Annotated in this window: 12 protein-coding genes; 5 read left to right on the top strand and 7 right to left on the bottom strand. The window is 70.9% G+C overall.

All coding sequences use genetic code 11. The features are described from left to right. Nucleotides 1-88: 88 nt before the first annotated feature. From AQJ64_RS34145 to AQJ64_RS34120, 6 genes are all read right to left on the bottom strand, one after another. Nucleotides 89-1,549 (bottom strand): aldehyde dehydrogenase family protein, encoded by a 1,461-nt coding sequence (locus tag AQJ64_RS34145; protein WP_055636637.1) that lies wholly within the window; start codon nucleotides 1,547-1,549, stop codon nucleotides 89-91. A gap of 69 nt (nucleotides 1,550-1,618) precedes the next feature. Beyond that, a complete protein-coding gene (locus AQJ64_RS34140) occupies nucleotides 1,619-2,560 on the bottom strand; it encodes a malate dehydrogenase (protein WP_055636636.1) in 942 nt (313 codons plus the stop codon). Between the two features lie 25 nt (nucleotides 2,561-2,585). Continuing rightward, nucleotides 2,586-4,214 carry a thiamine pyrophosphate-dependent enzyme gene (locus tag AQJ64_RS34135; protein ID WP_059203263.1) on the bottom strand — a complete coding sequence of 543 codons (1,629 nt, stop codon included), beginning with the start codon at nucleotides 4,212-4,214 and terminating at the stop codon, nucleotides 2,586-2,588. A gap of 100 nt (nucleotides 4,215-4,314) precedes the next feature. Next, on the bottom strand, nucleotides 4,315-5,052 hold the full coding sequence (locus AQJ64_RS34130) for an IclR family transcriptional regulator (protein WP_055636463.1): 738 nt from the start codon (nucleotides 5,050-5,052) through the stop codon (nucleotides 4,315-4,317). Then, nucleotides 5,049-6,059 (bottom strand): carbon-nitrogen hydrolase family protein, encoded by a 1,011-nt coding sequence (locus AQJ64_RS34125; RefSeq protein WP_055636462.1) that lies wholly within the window; start codon nucleotides 6,057-6,059, stop codon nucleotides 5,049-5,051. Before AQJ64_RS34125 ends, AQJ64_RS34130 begins: the two co-directional genes overlap by 4 nt. Before the next feature lie 20 nt (nucleotides 6,060-6,079). Next, the gene (locus tag AQJ64_RS34120) at nucleotides 6,080-7,447 is read right to left on the bottom strand and encodes an amidase family protein (protein WP_063788807.1); all 1,368 of its coding nucleotides are present in this window, start codon (nucleotides 7,445-7,447) and stop codon (nucleotides 6,080-6,082) included. A gap of 334 nt (nucleotides 7,448-7,781) precedes the next feature. Between AQJ64_RS34120 and AQJ64_RS34115 the strand changes: the two genes are divergently transcribed. From AQJ64_RS34115 to AQJ64_RS34095, 5 genes are read left to right on the top strand one after another with little or no spacing between them, the layout of a single operon-like run. Beyond that, nucleotides 7,782-9,104 carry an ABC transporter substrate-binding protein gene (locus tag AQJ64_RS34115; RefSeq protein ID WP_055636461.1) on the top strand — a complete coding sequence of 441 codons (1,323 nt, stop codon included), beginning with the start codon at nucleotides 7,782-7,784 and terminating at the stop codon, nucleotides 9,102-9,104. Next, a complete protein-coding gene (locus tag AQJ64_RS34110; RefSeq protein WP_055636460.1) occupies nucleotides 9,101-9,829 on the top strand; it encodes an ABC transporter ATP-binding protein in 729 nt (242 codons plus the stop codon). Before AQJ64_RS34115 ends, AQJ64_RS34110 begins: the two co-directional genes overlap by 4 nt. Next, on the top strand, nucleotides 9,826-10,554 hold the full coding sequence (locus AQJ64_RS34105) for an ABC transporter ATP-binding protein (protein WP_055636459.1): 729 nt from the start codon (nucleotides 9,826-9,828) through the stop codon (nucleotides 10,552-10,554). The genes AQJ64_RS34110 and AQJ64_RS34105 overlap by 4 nt, the downstream gene beginning before the upstream one ends. Further along, the gene (locus tag AQJ64_RS34100; protein ID WP_055636458.1) at nucleotides 10,551-11,423 is read left to right on the top strand and encodes a branched-chain amino acid ABC transporter permease; all 873 of its coding nucleotides are present in this window, start codon (nucleotides 10,551-10,553) and stop codon (nucleotides 11,421-11,423) included. The genes AQJ64_RS34105 and AQJ64_RS34100 overlap by 4 nt, the downstream gene beginning before the upstream one ends. Then, nucleotides 11,420-12,436, top strand: coding sequence for a branched-chain amino acid ABC transporter permease (locus AQJ64_RS34095; RefSeq protein ID WP_055636457.1), 1,017 nt, complete (start codon nucleotides 11,420-11,422; stop codon nucleotides 12,434-12,436). Before AQJ64_RS34100 ends, AQJ64_RS34095 begins: the two co-directional genes overlap by 4 nt. Nucleotides 12,437-13,824: 1,388 nt before the next feature. Here the strand turns inward: AQJ64_RS34095 and AQJ64_RS34090 are convergent. Beyond that, nucleotides 13,825-14,508: a TetR/AcrR family transcriptional regulator gene (locus AQJ64_RS34090; RefSeq protein ID WP_063788806.1), complete on the bottom strand. Its 684-nt coding sequence runs from the start codon at nucleotides 14,506-14,508 to the stop codon at nucleotides 13,825-13,827. Nucleotides 14,509-14,513 lie beyond the last annotated feature (5 nt).

Below are 14,513 nucleotides of genomic sequence, written 5' to 3'. Positions count from 1 at the left end.
CCCCGGCTTGTCCCTGGATCGGCGATGACTCCCAGGGCGCGGGGGCGGCGTGTTCCCAGGCCTGTCGCGAAGTGTCCGACAGGTCGGTTCAGAAGGGGTAGTGCGCTTGCTGCGTGGCGATGGTCACCCAGCGGGTGTTGGAGAACGCTTCGACCCCCCAACGGCCGCCGAAGCGCCCGTACCCGGAGGCCTTCGCTCCACCGAACGGGGCTTGCGGTTCGTCGGCCACCGACTGGTCGTTGATGTGCACGATGCCCGTACGGATCCGGCGCGCCACCGTCAGTCCGTGGGTGGCGTTCTCCGTGATGATGCCGCAGGTCAGGCCGTTGTCGGTGTCGTTGGCGAGGGCCACCGCGGTGTCGTCGTCGGTGAAGGTCTCGATCACGCAGACCGGGCCGAACGCCTCCGCGTGGTACAGGTCCGCGTCTCTCGGGACATCGGTGAGGACGGTCGCGGGGTGGACCGCGCCGTCCGGTTCACCGCCGCCGAGCAGGACCTTCGCGCCCTTGGCCATGGCGTCCGCGACCAGGTCGGCCACCCGCCGGGCGGCCTGTGCGCTCACCAGCGGGCCCACGACCGTGTACGGCTCGCCGGGGTCGCCGGCCGCCAGCGAACCCGCCTTCGCGGTGAACTTCCGGGTGAACTCCTCCGCCAGGGACTCGTGGACGAGGATCCGGTCGCCGGACATGCAGATCTGCCCGGCGTTCATGAACACGCTGAACGTCACGGCGTTCACGGCGTAGTCCACGTCCGCGTCGTCGAGGACGAGCACCGCGTTCTTGCCGCCCAGCTCCAGTACGGCGGGCTTGAGGTGACGGGCCGCCAGCTCTCCGACGATCCGGCCGACAGCGGTGGAGCCGGTGAAGTTCACCGCCCGCACCCGCTCGTCGGCGATCAGCGTCTCGGCGATCTCGGCAGCGTCCTCACGGGCGTTGGTGATGACGTTGAGCACGCCGTCCGGCAGCCCGGCCTCCCGCAGCACGTCGGCGACCAGCAGCCCACAGGCGATCGGCGCGTCCTCGCTCGCCTTGACGACGACCGTGTTGCCCGCGGCCAGCGGCGCCGCCACGGCGCGCACGCCCAGGATGACCGGCGCGTTCCAGGGCGCGAACGCCGCGACCACGCCCAGCGGTTCGCGCACCGCCAGGCCCAGCGCGCCCTGCTCCTGCGCGCTGAGCACCTCACCGCGCGGGGCGGTGATCGCGGCCGCCGCCTCGCGCAGGATGTTCGCCGCCAGCATCACGTTGAAGAACGCCCATGGACGTGTGCCGCCCGCCTCCTGCGCCATCAGATCGGCGACCTGTGCGCCGCGCCCGTCCAGCAGGTCGGCTGCCTTCAGGAAGATCGCCCGACGGGCGAAAGGGGCCAGCGCGGCCCACTCCTCGAACGCCGCGTCGGCCGCGTCCACGGCACGTACGACGTCCTCGGGACCGGCGGCGGCGACGGTGGCGTACACCTCCCCGGTGAAGGGGTTGATGTCGTCGGTGGTCCGGCCGGAGGCGGCGGGCACGTCTCTGCCGGCGATGTACAGGTCTCGGGTGATGGCCATGAGGTCGTTCTCCTTGCTACGTAGCGTCGTTGATACGCGTTCTTACGTGGTGACACGTGGTGGGCTTGGTCAGGACGGTTGAGCCACGGCCTGGTCGGTCAGATCGGCGGCGCCCGCCTCGACACGGTCGGCGGCCCGGACCATGCCGGCCGCTTCCTCCTCCGGCAGGTCCCAGGCCGCGATGCGGCGTACGCCCTCGGGCCCGAGCTCGACGGGCACGGTGAGGCTGGTGCCGTGCACGCCGTACTCGCCGTCCAGCACGACGGAGGCGGGGACGAGGGTCCCGGAGCCGGTGGCGATCGCCTCGATGAGACGGGCGGTGCCCAGGCCGGTGGTCCAGGTGGAGGTGCGGCCCGAGTCGAGGGCGACGTGCTTGGAGTACCAGGTGTCCACGTACTCCTCGGCGGCCGTGCGCTGCTCGTCGGTGAGCACGACGGGCTGCCCGCCGACCCTGACCCGGCTGTACAGCGGGACCTGGCCCTCGCCGTGCTCGCCGAGCATCCAGGCGTCGACGTCCTTCGGCGGCACGCCGAGCGCGAACGCGATGCCGGTGCGCAGCCGGAGGCTGTCGTTGAGGGTGTAGCCGATCAGCCGCTCGCGCGGCAGCCAGCCCTGCCGGTGCACCCAGGTCAGCAGCGGGTCGACGGGGTTGGTGAGCATGAGCACCAGCCCGCCGAAGTCCGCTCCCGCCTCCCGCAGGGGACGCAGGCACTCGTTCACGATCCGCGCGTTGTCGGCGAGGAAGACGGAACGGGAGGAGTTCAGCCGCAGCGGGACGGCGGCGCTCAGCACGACCACGTCCGCGTCGAGGGCGTCCTCGGGGGTGCCGCCCCGCACGGTGTCGGCGGTGGCGCCGAGGCCGAGGGCGTTCTCCAGGTCCATGGTGTGGCTGGTGATCATGTTCGGCCGGGTGTCGACGAGCACGATCTCGTACGTCCCCTGCGCGGAGAGCAGGTTGAACGCGGCGGAGGAGCCGATGCCGCCGGCGCCTCCGATGATGACGACCTTCACGGGTCTGTGCCTTCCGTTCAACGGGTCAGGAGGAGTAGTGGGCGTCGGCCTCGACGGCGACCTCGAGCACGAGCGGCTCACGCCGGTCCGCCAGCGTCGGCAGGACCTTGTCCAGGACGGACAGCAACGCGGTGTGGTCCTCGACCCGTTCGGCCGGGCAGCCCAGGCCCTTGGCCAAGGTCGACACGCTCAGCTCGGTGAAGGCGGGCCAGGCCGGGGCGGCGGAGCCCTCGCGCTCGGAGAGGCGGTCCATGATCGCGTAGCGGCCGTTGGCGAGGACGACGAACAGGACGCCGATGCCGTAGTGGGCGGCGCTCCACAGGGCCTGGACCGAGTAGAGGGAGGAGCCGTCGCCGAGGACGGCCACGACGGGCCGGTCCGGGGCGCCGTTGCGGACGCCGATCGCGGCCGGCATGGCGAAGCCCAGTCCGCCCATGGCCGCGCTGAGGAAGCCGAGCGGCGCCCGGGCGGGCAGCAGCCGGTGCAGGTCCGGGCGGCTGGAGGGGGTTTCCTCCACCACCACCGCATTCGGGTCGAGTCGCTCGGCGAGGGCGGCCAGCACGTGGGCTGCCCGCAGGGGCTCCCCGGGGGCGGGCGGCTGGGGCGCGGTCGGCCGGTGCGGCGCGGGGGAACGCGGGACGGCGGGCACCAGTGGGGCCAACCGGCGTACGGTGTCGGCCGGTTCGGCGAGCAGCACCAGCTCCCCCGGGCTGCGGTGGGCCTCCTCCGGATCGTCCGTGATGACGGCGACCCGGGTGCCCGGCTCGGTGAAGTCGCCGGGGGCGTAGGTGTATTGGCGGAACGCGGCGGCTCCGACGGTGAGGACCGTGTCGTACGGCGCGAGCACCTCGCGCAGTGCGGGGCGCACCGCGGGCAGGTGTCCGGCGAAGAGACGGTGGTCCTGGGGGAAGCCGGCGCGGGCGCCGAACGGCTCCTGGTGGACCGGGCAGTCCAGGCGCTCGGCCAGCGTGACGAGCGCCTCCCAGCCGGCCGCCGTGTCGTTGCCCGCGCCCGCCACCAGACAGGGTGAGTCGGCGGCCGTCAGCAGCGTGGCGAGGGCGGCCAGGGCGTCGTCGGAGGCCGTACGACCGCCTCGTACCGCGAGCGGTCCGCGCGGCGCGGCCTGGGCGACGTCGTCGTCGGCCTCGGCGAACCAGTCGTCCATCGGGACCACCACGACCGCCGGACCACGGCCTTCCTGGGCCTCGTGCCAGGCACGGGCGACGGCGCCGGGGACGTCCTGCGGACGGGCCGGCGTGTGCTGCCACACGGGGTACTCTCCCGCGAGGCCGTCCAACCGCCCGGCCAGGAACGGCTCGTGGGGCAGATGCCGGCGGTCCTGCTGGCCCACGATGACCACCAGGGGCGCGCGGTTGGCGCGGGCGGTGGCCAGGGCGCTGACCGCGTTGCCGTATCCGGCGGTGGTGTGCAGCAGTACGAGCGCGGGGCGACCGGTGGCCAGGGCGCTGCCGGAGGCCATCCCGACGACCGAGCCCTCGTGCAGGCCGAGCACGAAGGAGATGTCGGCGGGCAGATCGGCGAGGAAGCCGACCTCGGTGGAGCCCGGGTTGCTGAAGAGGGTGGTGAGGTCGTACTGGCGCAGGACGTCGAAGGTCTGTTCCTTGACGGTCCTGGTATGGGCGGCCGTGGTCATCGCGGGTCCCCTTTCTGGCAGGACTGGACGCTAAGCCGCCCAACCCCGGGGGGCCACGGGCACGTTCACTATGCGAAACGTGCGTGAGTCGGCGGTCGAGTCAGTCGACTCCGGGCAGGACCGCTCCGGAGGACAGCTCCGCGCGCAGCCGGCCGGTGATGAGGCGGGCGGTGTCGAGGACGGCCTCGATCTGCGGCGGGCCGGGCTGTTCGACGGTGAAGGCGATCGACACGGCGGCTACGGCATGGCCGGGCGCCGACACGACCGGCGCCGAGATCGTCCCGAGACCGCGCACGACCTCGTTGCGTGTGACGGAGTAGCCGCAGGCCCGGGCCCGGCTGATCTCCGGTCGCTCACCGAGCAGTTGCGGCTCGGCGGACAGCATGGCGACGCCCGGGGAGCCCAGGGCCAGCGGATGCCGGTCGCCGGGGCTGTAGACGGTGCGCGAGCGGGTGCTCTCGACCTCGACGGATACCAGCGTGACCGCTTCTTCGCCGTCGCGGACGACGAAGAAGGAGGTCAGGCCCACGCGCGCGGCCAGCTTGGCGATCTCCGGTTTGGCGATGCGCTGGAGCATGGGCAGGCTGCGTCGGCCCAGTGACTGCGCGCGGGTGCCGATGACGTACCCGTGGGCGGTGTGCGCGACCAGGTGGTGGTCCTGGAGGGTGCGCAGCAGCCGGTAGACGATCGAGCGGTGCAGCCCCATCTGCTGGCTCAGTTCGGCCAGCGTCAGCGGTACGTCCGACAGCGCGATCACCTCCAGCAGCCTGAGCCCCCGGTCCAGCGTCTGGACGGAGGGACGGCTCGGCGGCGGGGAGTCTTCGGCGGGTCCGGTCATGGTTCGGGGATCTCGTCGTCCAGCACCGGGAACGCGCTCTCGGCGGGAACCGCCTCCCCGAGCACGGGCCGGCGGGCTTCGCGACGGTGAACGAGATACGTGGCATCGGCGCGTGCGTAGTGCCCGGCGGGGTCGTACGCGTTCTTCGCGAGGTCGATCTCGTCGAGGTCGATGTCGGCGTACACCAGCGCCTCCTCGCCCTCGTCGACGTCCTTGGTGAGGGTACGCCCGTCGGGGCCGAAGATCCGGGAGCAGCCGCCGCCGGCCGTGAGCAGACGGCGCTGCTCGGGGGTGGACGCGAAGACGTCGATGCCGGCCGGGGAGATGACCTGGGTGGCCATCAGGACGAAGGCGCTGCCCTCGATGGCGTACACCTGGCTCGCGGCGGTGTTGGCCTCGGCGCTGAGCTGGAAGGCGAGGTCGCGGTAGAGACCGAAACACGGCCAACTGGCGATGTGCACCTGCTCGTTCTGCGCGTACAGGGCGTACTTGCTGAGCGGCTGGACGTGCTCGGCGCAGTTCAGGGCGCCGAGCCGGCCGAGCGCGCTGTCGACGACCTTGAGGTCGCTGCCGTCGCCCTCGCCGAACAGGCTGCGCTCGACATGGGTCGGCTTGAGCTTGCGGCGGTGCAGGAGCACGCTGCCGTCGGCGGCGATCACGGTCTGGGTGATGTAGAGGCTGCCGTGGTCCTTCTCGCTGTATCCGAGCGCGACGGTGATGCCGTGCTGCCGGGCTGCGCGGCGGATCGTGGTCATCCCGTCGCTGTCGGGGGCGAGCGAGGCGGCGTGGTAGCGGCCGACGTAGGGGACCTGGTCGGCGACCGCGCCCAGCCACAGGAAGTGCGGGTAGCCGGGGATCCACACTTCGGGGAAGGCGATGAGCGAGGCCCCGCCCCGGGCCGCTTCCGCGATCAGGTCGACGGTCTTGGCGACCCCGGCCTCCGCGTCGAGCCAGGCGGGCTCGGCCTGGACGGCCGCGGCCTTGAAGCGGCGAGTGGTCTCTGTCATGTCCGATCGTCTCCTTCTCTTCATGCTCCCGCTTCCAGGAGCTCTTCGACCAGCAGGCCGAGGCCCAGGAGCCGTCGGTCGGTGTTCCAGGGCGCGTCGAGCGCCACACCCACCGGGAGTCCCGGGCCCGCCGACCGGACGGGCACGGTGAGGCCGGGAAGAGCGGCGACGCTGCCGGGTCCCGTGTTGCGGATGTACGTGGGGAAGGCCGGACGCGGGTCACCGTCCAGCCGTACCCGCTCGGTGCCGGTGTCGATCCGTCCGGCGGGCAGGGGGGTGGTGGGGAAGAGCACGGCGTGTGCTCCGGTTTCGCGGAAGATCCGCCGGTAGCCGTCCACGAGGACACGGTCGCGGACCTCAAGGGCGGCCCGGTACGCCGACTCGGTGACCGCCTGCGGGAACACGACCCGTTCCATCGTCGTGCGTACGTCGGGGTGGGTGATCCGGGCCAGGAGTTCCGCCGGTTCCGTGCCGCCCGTCGCCACGCTCAGGTACCCGGGCAGCTGCCTGGCGGCCTCGTAGAGGGTGATGGGGAATCCGGCCAGTTCCTCGGCCGTCTCGACCTCCGGCAGCCGTACCGGCACGAGCCGGACCCCGGCGGTCCCCAGAACGTCCAGGCAGTGCTCCCACACCTCGGCGGTACGCGGGTGCAGCGGCTCGGTGAAGTGGTGTGCGGGGACGGCGAGCACGACCTCGCGCGGCTCGGGTGCCTCGGCCGGGCCCCGGTCGGCGGCGAGGACGGTGTCCAGCAGGACCAGGTCCGTGACAGTCGGGGCCATGGGGCCGATGGTGTCGCGCGTCCACGACAGCGGCGTCACTCCCCCGGCGGGGTAACGGCCCGTCGTCGGGCGAAGACCGGCGATGCCGGTGAGCGCGGCCGGGACGCGGACCGAGCCGCCGGTGTCGGTGCCCAGCCCGGCCGGGGCCAGACCGGCGGCGACGGCCGTGGCGGTGCCGCCGCTGCTTCCGCCCGCGAAACGGGCGGGGTCGGCGGGATTGCGAGCGGGGCCGTACGGGCCGCCCGCAGTGGTGGCTCCCAGGGCCAGCTCGTGCATGTTGGTCTTGCCGAGCACGATCGCGCCGGCCGCACGCAGCCGGGTGATCGCCTCCGCGTCCCGGTCCGGGACGAATCCGGCGAGCGCCTCGCAGCCCGCGGTGTTGGGGAGTCCGGCGACGTGGATGTTGTCCTTGACGGCGATCGGCAGCCCGTGCAGCGGGCCCCGCCCGGGGCTGCGGTCCGCGGCCTCGGCCTCGGCGAGAGCGCGGTCGGCATCAAGGGTGACGAAGGCTCCCAGGTCGCCCGCCCGCTCCGCGCGCGCGATGAGCTCTTCGGTGAGCGAGACGCTGGTGAGCGTCCCGGCGGCAAGCCTGGAGAGGGTGGTCTGCATGGGCGGACCCTAAGGGCCTCACCGCAGCCCGGTGAACAGGGCTGTTTCGCATTGCGAGACTCCGGATGTACGGCACGGCCCGGGGACTCCCGTCCGGGGCTGAGCCGGACCGGGGACCACCACGAAGTCCCACCCGTCCCGTCACGGACGTGCCGTATCTCCTCTACGTCACTCTGCGCACAGCTGATGTTTCATTAAGGTCACCGACCGCCCAGCCGTCTCGCATATCGAATCCGTGCCCTGTCCAGGCACGGACGGCGGGCCTACGTTCGCGGCCACTTCCTCCACCCGCCGCAGCCCGCGACCTGCGGCTCAAGGCCCTCCGGAGCCCGCCATGGAACACCCCGCGATCAAGCCTTCCCGCCGCACCGTCCTCAGAGGCCTCGGAGCCGCTGCCGTGGCGGCCTCCCCGATCCTGTCCGCCTGTTCCTCCGGCCTCAAGGGCTCGGGCAGTTCGACCGGCGACACCATCAAGATCGGTTACGTCAGCCCGCGCACCGGCGCCTACGCGGCCTTCGCCGAGTCCGACGCCTACATTCTCGAGCAGGTGCGTGCCTTCTTCGCCAAGGGGATCACCCACGACGGCAAGAAGTACGACGTGAAGATCCTGGACCGCGACACGGGCTCGGACCCGCAGCAGGCGGCCACCATCGCGGACGAGCTGATCTCCCAGGAGCAGGTCGACCTGGTCCTCGTCACCGCGACGCCGGACACGATCCACCCGGTCGCGGCCAAGTGCGAGAGCGAGGGCGTGCCCTGCGTCTCGACCATCGAGCCCTGGCAGGCCTGGTTCTTCGGGCGTGGCGCAACGCCGAAGAAGACCTTCAAGTACACGTTCCACTTCTTCGACGGCATCGAGCACCTGTCCAGGGTCGAGACCGACATGTGGCGACAGCACGACACCAACAAGAAGGTCGGCGTGCTGTGGCCGAACGACTCCGACGGCAACGCCTTCCGGGACAAGACCACCGGTTACCGCTCGCAGCCCTCGACCAAGGGCTTCACGTTCGTCGACCCCGGTTCCTACGAGCCGGGCACCAAGGACTTCTCGTCGATCATCGCGAACTTCAAGAAGGAGGGCGTCGAGATCCTCGCCGGCGTGCCCTCGCCGCCCGACTTCGCGACGTTCTGGACGCAGGCCGCACAGCAGAACTTCAAGCCCAAGGTCGCCACCATCTCCAAGGCCATCCTCTTCGAGTCGACGGTGGCCTCCCTGCCGAACAACCTCGGCGACGGGCTGTGCACGGCGAGCTGGTGGGTGCCGCAGTTCCCGTTCACCTCCACGCTCACCGGTCAGACCGCCACCGCGCTCGCCGACGACTACGAGAAGTCCCCGCTGGCGAAGGGCCGGACGTGGAACCAGGGGCTCGGCCCCAACCACGCGCTGTTCGAGGTGGCCAACCACGTCCTGCGCAACACGAACCCCAAGGACCGCGAGGCCGTCGCCGCCCAGATCGCGAAGACCAGCCTCGACACCGTCCTCGGCCACCTCTCCTGGACCGGCGGCGGCGCCGCCAACCCGGTCAAGAACGTCGCCACCATCCCCATGGTCGGCACCCAGTGGATCAAGGGGAGCGGTGACGCGTTCGCACTGAAGGTCGTCAGCAACAGCTTGATGCCGATGGTCAAGCCCGACGCGAAGGCGGCGGAACTGTGACCGCTCCACTCCTCGAAGTGGACCATCTCGCCGTGCACTTCGGCGAGTTGCGGGTCCTGGAGGACGTCGAGCTGACCGTCCCCCGCGGGCAGGCCGTAGGCATCGTCGGCCCCAACGGCGCGGGCAAGTCCACCCTGCTCAGCGCGATCTCGGGCGTCGAGCCCGCGACCGCCGGTTCCGTGCGGCTAGCGGGCCGCGATGTCACCCGCACCTCCGCGGCGCAGCGATGTCGACTCGGCGTCGGCCGCTCCTTCCAGATACCGCGCCCCTTCGGCGACCTGACCGTGTTCGAGAACGCCCTGGTCGGCGCAGAGCGGGGAGCCCGGCTGCGTGGCGGCCCCGCCCGCGAGCAGGCCCTGCGCGCGCTGGAGACCGCCGGGCTGCTCCACCTCGCCAACAAGCCCGCCGGTTCCCTGCCGCTCCTCGGCCGCAAACGGCTGGAGCTGGCACGGGCGCTGGCCACCGGTCCCGACCTGCTGCTCCTCGACGAGATCGCGGGCGGCCTCACCGAGGCCGAGGCGGAGGAACTCGTCGCCACCGTGCTGTCCCTGAAGGAGTCCGGCGTGACGATCCTGTGGATCGAGCATGTCGTCAAGGCCCTGGTCCAGGTCGTCGACCGGCTGGTCTGCCTCGCCTACGGGCAGATCCGCGTCGACGGCGACCCGCACGAGGTACTGGCCAGCGACGAGGTCGCGGAGGTCTACCTGGGAGGTACGGCGGCATGAGCACGCTTCTGCGAGTCGACTCCGTCGACGCCGGATACGGCGACTTCCAGGCCTTGTTCGGCATCGACCTCGACGTGGCCGAGGGTGAGCTGCTCGCCCTCGTCGGCGCCAACGGAGCGGGAAAATCAACCCTGTTGAAAACCATCGCGGGAGCCCTGAAGCCCTTCCGCGGCACGATCGGACTGGCCGGTGAGGACGTCACCGCCGAGCCGGACATCCGCCGGGCCCGCAAGGGCGTCTGCCTGGTCCCGGAGGGCCGTCGGCTCTTCCCGTCGCTCACCGTCGAGGAGAACCTCCAGGTGGGCGCCGCCACCGGGCGCAAGGGCCCCTGGAACCTGGCCAAGGTGTACGAGGCGATGCCGCTCGTCGCCGACCGCCGTACCCGCAAGGCGGCCCGGCTCTCCGGCGGTGAGCAGCAGGCCGTCGCCATCGGCCGCGCGCTGATGGGCAATCCGCGGCTGCTGCTCCTCGACGAGGTCTCCCTGGGCCTGGCCCCGCTCGTCGTGGACCAGCTCTACACGGCGCTGCCCGGTATCCGTGCCGAGGGCGCGACCGTGATCCTGGTCGAACAGGACCTCAACCGCACGTTCGCCGTGGCGGACCGCATCGCGTGTGTCCTGGAGGGCCGGATCGTGCTGACCGGCACGGCGGCCGGACTCACCCGCGACCAGGTGACCGCCGCCTACTTCGGCACCGGTGCCTTCCCGGAGGTGAAGACCCCATGACCTGGCTCAACGCAATCCTGCAGGGCGTCCTGCTCGGCGGCATCTTCGCCATGGCCGCCGCGGGCCTGTCCCTCGTCTTCGGCGTGATGCGGATCGCCAACCTCGCCCACGGGGATCTGATGATCCTCGGCGGCTACGTGGCCTCGGTGACCGCGGCGCACTACGGCGTCCCGGTCCCCGTCACCATCGTCGTGTCGATGGTCGCGGTCGGCGCGCTCGGCTACCTCGTCCAACGCTCCATGCTGGACCGCGCGATGGGCATCGGCGAACTCGCCCCGATGCTGGTCACCTTCGGCATCTCGGTCATCATCCCGAACGTCCTGGTCCAGGTGTTCAGCAGCGACGCGCAGCCTCTGCCCATCGGCTCGCTCGGCACCGCGAGCATCGACCTCGGCGGTGGCCTGGCCATCGGATGGTTCCCGCTGATCACGGTCGCGGCGGCGGTAGCGGTCCTCTCCTCGCTCCACCTCTTCCTCTACCGCACCCAGCCCGGCCGGATCGTCCGGGCCACGTCCGACGACCGCGCGGTGGTCCGCCTCATGGGCGTCGACAACCGCCGCGTGTACGCCCTGACCTCGGTCATCGCCTTCGCGACGGTGGCCCTGGCCGGTGTCCTGTACACGATGCGGCAGGGCGGAGTCACCCCCTTCGAGGGTCAGCTCACCGTCCTGTTCGCCTTCGAGACGGTCATCATCGGCGGTCTCGGCTCGCTGTGGGGCACGCTCGCCGGCGGTGTGGTGCTCGGTGTGGCCCAGTCCGTCGGCGCCCAGATCTCCCCGGACCTCCCCCTGCTCGCGGGGCACGTGGTCTTCCTCCTGGTCCTGGTGTTCCGTCCGCAGGGCCTGTTCGGCAGGAGTGTCCTCGCATGACCGTCCAGACAGCCCCCGCCGCCGAGGTGACCGCACTGCCACCCGTTCACCGGGGCGGCCGCGCCACGGTCCTCGGCCTCACGGGCACGGCCGCCGTCCTGCTGGCGATGGCCGCCCTTCCCTACCTCGTCGAATCCGGCGTCACGGCCCAACTCGTCAAGCTCTGCTACCTGGTGGCCCTGGCCTCCATGTGGAACCTGCTCGCGGGGTACGCGGGCATGATGTCGATGGGCCAGCAGGCGTTCATCGGCCTGGGCGCCTACCTGCTGTTCATCGTCAACGACCACGGCGTGAACGTCTACGCGGGCACGCTCGTCGTCTCCGCCGTGGTGGCGTTGCTCGCCTGGCCGGTGTCGTACCTCGCCTTCCGGCTGCGCGGCGGCTACTTCGCCGTCGGCACCTGGGTGATCGCCGAGGTCGTCCGCCTGATCGTGGTCCGCTTCGACTCCCTGGGAGCGGCGAGCGGGCGCACTCTCTCGGACGTCACCGCCGATCCGGTGCTGCGGCGCGCCTTCACCTACTGGCTGGCGCTTGCCGTCATGGCAGCGGCCGTACTCGGCACCTACGCCGTCCTGCGCAGCCGGCTCGGCCTGAGCCTCCAGGCCATCCGCGACGACGACACCGCCGCCGGTTCCCTCGGCGTGAACGTCACGCGAGGCAAGCGGATCATCTACATCACCGCGGCTGCCGGATGTGCCGCCGCCGGTGCGGTGATCTGCGTCAACAGCCTGGGGGTGGCGTCGCCGACGCAGATTTTCGGGGTGCAGTACTCGGCCCTGATGGTCTTCATGGTGATCATCGGCGGCATCGGCACGATCGAGGGCCCGGTCGTCGGCGCGATCGCGTACTTCCTCCTCGACAAGTACTTCGCGCAGAGCGGTGTCTGGTACCTGATCGTGGTGGGCGCGGCGGCCATCGTGGTTTCGCTGTACCTGCCGCGGGGGCTGTGGGGGACGCTGGCGCACCGCACGGGATTCGCCGTTTTCCCGGTGCGCCACACGGTCCGGTTGTAGACCCGGCATCAGGAAGAGGCGGCCCGGCCGTTGGCTCCTCTCCCTGATGTACGCGCCATCACCTCGAGCGATCCAGTAACCGATCACGATGTGGTTGTCCCACACCGTCATGCCATCTCCCTCCGTAACAGGATTATGGATCTCGGCTCCGGAGGAAGGAGAGGTCCTGCGTGGAGGGCGGGGAGCAAACGCCACAACGCAGCCCTCCTCTGCCTTACCTGCCGCCGCATCGACGTCCTGCTGCACGCCATGCTGCACGCCATGCTCAAACACTGGGCAATCACCCCCCAAGGTCCTCACCTCCGAGGCCGATCAGGCGTCGGACTACATCAGCACCATGGGAGGCGGCGACGCCCGCGTGACCCGCATGACCGGCACCCACCAGAGCGACGGCAAAGCGGCCGCTCCTGCCACGCCTGTCGGTCCTCTCCGGGCCGTTTCCAGTACGGGCCGTTTTCGCGTCCCAACGCGGACCGCACCCCCATTCGGGCAGCCCCCGTACCCACCCGCCGACCTGGCAGAGCCGCCGACCCGAAGGTTCCCGGGCAGAACTTCCGGATACTCGTGTCCAGCCAGCGTCCAGAATCCGGCGCCCAGGCCTCGCACACGCCACCCACGGAAACCTGCCCCATCGCCGAACCACGACATCTGTGCAGTTCAGAGCAAGGTGAACCAACACCGACCGCAACGGGGCCGAACTCACGCGCAGCGGATTCAGTCCGTTCAGGCAAAGTTGACGCTCCGACGCCCAAAAATGAACGTTTCCGCAGGTCAGAGACCTGCGCAGGTGGGGCGGGTGGGACTCGAACCCACGGCCGACGGATTATGAGTCCTTCGAGGATCTTGGCGACCCTTGTCGATCATTGCCCATCTTGGCCGTTTCCCCAGGTCAGACAGGGTTTGGCGCCTCAGTCCCTCTCGGCCCTTGTCAGTCTTTTCCGATCCTTGTGTCCAACCAGCGTCCAGAACGAGCCCTGGAAGGACAAGCCCGACCAGCTTCCGAGACGATCGCCCCAGCTCGGCAGTGCGCCTCGAACTCGCCCGCAGCGGATCTCCTTTCCGACGCACGGAGGCTCCGCCCCGGCCATCGGGGGCCGAGCCTCCGTGGTCATCGCGCCAGGTCGGTGGGCAACCGCGAGATCACACGGAGCAGCAGTGCCTGCACCGGTCCGGTTCTTGATGATCCAGCGCCCCGGCAGGCAACGTTCGCTCCGTCACAACGGCCGGCACGCACCCCCAGAGGAGGGCACCCCCACTTGCCGCACCGGGGCACCGGTGAGACATGGTGGGCATGCCGCTGAGGTCACGTTCCCGGTATCGTCCAGCGGGGCGCGTCGCCGACTCTCATTTCCGGGAGCCTGCCACGTGCAGCAGCGGCAAAATGGCCGTCAGGCCGTGTCGGTGGTCTCCACGATGAGCCCCTGAAGGAAGGTGGCGATCGCGGCCTCGAAAGCCTCGGTGAAGGCTGGGTGCATGAACGCCAGGCTCGCGTCGGCCTGGAAGGCGGCGAGCAGTGCGGGGGCGGGACGGCTGCGGGTCCACAAGGCGCCGACGAGGACGATGACCATGTGCGCGGCGCGGAGCGCCCGCTCGTCGTCGAGTTCGGGGAGCAGGTCGCCAAGCCGCCCGGCGAGCCAGCGGATGGCGTCACGCGAAGACCTCTTGTAGCTGGTCGCGACGTCGACGGAGATGTTGTGTTCCAGGATCGCGTGTTGCACGCTCAGCAGTTCGCACAACATCGGGTGGGCGGCGAACGTGACGGCCAGCCGTGCCGCGACCTGGCGCGCTCTCACCGGAGCCGGTGCGGACGGGTCGACCCACTCGGCGAACGTCTCGGCGGTCTCGACCCGGTAGCGGGTGGCCGCCTCGGTGAGCAGGCCCAGCAGCACCGCCTCGCGTGACTCGAAGTAGAGCGACATGGCGGACTTGGACAGCCCGACCCGGCGGCTGAGTTCGTTGAGGCTCACCGCCGCGACCGGCATCTCGTCGAGCATGTCGGCCGCGGTCCGCAGGATGCTCTGCCGCCGTTCGGCGCGCTGCTCCTCGCTCCGTGCGCGATGGAAGGTTGCCACCCCAC

It is taken from the genome of Streptomyces griseoruber (assembly GCF_001514205.1).
In the GTDB taxonomy this organism is placed as follows: Bacteria; Actinomycetota; Actinomycetes; order Streptomycetales; family Streptomycetaceae; genus Streptomyces; species Streptomyces griseoruber.
The sequence above is the reverse complement of the archived record's forward strand: the minus strand, read 5'-3'. Positions and strand labels throughout refer to the sequence as shown.

Coding starts and splice junctions, on each gene's coding strand:
- AQJ64_RS34145 (WP_055636637.1), bottom strand. CDS start 1,549: ATGGCCATCACCCGAGACCTGTACATCGCCGGCAGAGACGTGCCCGCC.
- AQJ64_RS34135 (WP_059203263.1), bottom strand. CDS start 4,214: ATGACCACGGCCGCCCATACCAGGACCGTCAAGGAACAGACCTTCGAC.
- AQJ64_RS34130 (WP_055636463.1), bottom strand. CDS start 5,052: ATGACCGGACCCGCCGAAGACTCCCCGCCGCCGAGCCGTCCCTCCGTC.
- AQJ64_RS34125 (WP_055636462.1), bottom strand. CDS start 6,059: ATGACAGAGACCACTCGCCGCTTCAAGGCCGCGGCCGTCCAGGCCGAG.
- AQJ64_RS34120 (WP_063788807.1), bottom strand. CDS start 7,447: ATGCAGACCACCCTCTCCAGGCTTGCCGCCGGGACGCTCACCAGCGTC.
- AQJ64_RS34115 (WP_055636461.1), top strand. CDS start 7,782: ATGGAACACCCCGCGATCAAGCCTTCCCGCCGCACCGTCCTCAGAGGC.
- AQJ64_RS34105 (WP_055636459.1), top strand. CDS start 9,826: ATGAGCACGCTTCTGCGAGTCGACTCCGTCGACGCCGGATACGGCGAC.
- AQJ64_RS34100 (WP_055636458.1), top strand. CDS start 10,551: ATGACCTGGCTCAACGCAATCCTGCAGGGCGTCCTGCTCGGCGGCATC.
- AQJ64_RS34095 (WP_055636457.1), top strand. CDS start 11,420: ATGACCGTCCAGACAGCCCCCGCCGCCGAGGTGACCGCACTGCCACCC.